The 535-nt window shown below is 61.9% G+C and carries 1 protein-coding gene; it reads right to left on the bottom strand.

Annotated elements, in window-relative coordinates; translation table 11 throughout:
• On the bottom strand, positions 1-535 hold a 535-nt coding region (locus tag MF607_RS22615; RefSeq protein ID WP_277926062.1), incomplete at both ends, for a histidine kinase dimerization/phospho-acceptor domain-containing protein.

The following is a 535-nucleotide window of genomic DNA, read 5'->3' as shown; positions in this document are numbered from 1 at the left end:
CAATCGTCACGGTGACATAGTCGCCCGGCGCTTCGGCATGGTTACGCACCGCGGGGATGCGATCGGACGTGCCGGTCGCAATCGTGATCTCGCCCCCCTCCGGCATGGCGTCGCGAGCGTTGACGATCATGTTGAGGATGGCGGTGTCGAACTGATTACGATCGACCTCGACCTCGCCACCCGTCTCGATGGCGTCGGTGAGGACGTTGATCCGCGAGCCAGTAGTGGTGCGCAGGATCGGCAACGACGACAGCAACTGTCCGGCAAGATCGAAATGCTCGGCCTTCAGCGGCTGGCGACGCGCGAAGGCGAGAAGCTGCGCGGTGAGCTTGGCGGCACGGTCAGCGGTCTCGGATATAGCGTCGGTATAGCGCTTACGGCGCTCTTCAGTGACATTCGGGCGAGACAGCAACTCGACCGACGATTTGATGATCGTCAGTAGATTGTTGAAGTCGTGCGCAACCCCGCCCGTCAGCTGCCCGACCGCTTCCATTTTTTGAGCCTGGCGCAGCGCATTTTCCGCCTGTTCGCGAAC

The sequence above is a fragment of the Sphingomonas lacusdianchii genome (assembly GCF_022664395.1).
GTDB lineage: Bacteria > Pseudomonadota > Alphaproteobacteria > Sphingomonadales > Sphingomonadaceae > Sphingomonas > Sphingomonas lacusdianchii.
The sequence above is the reverse complement of the archived record's forward strand: the minus strand, read 5'-3'. Positions and strand labels throughout refer to the sequence as shown.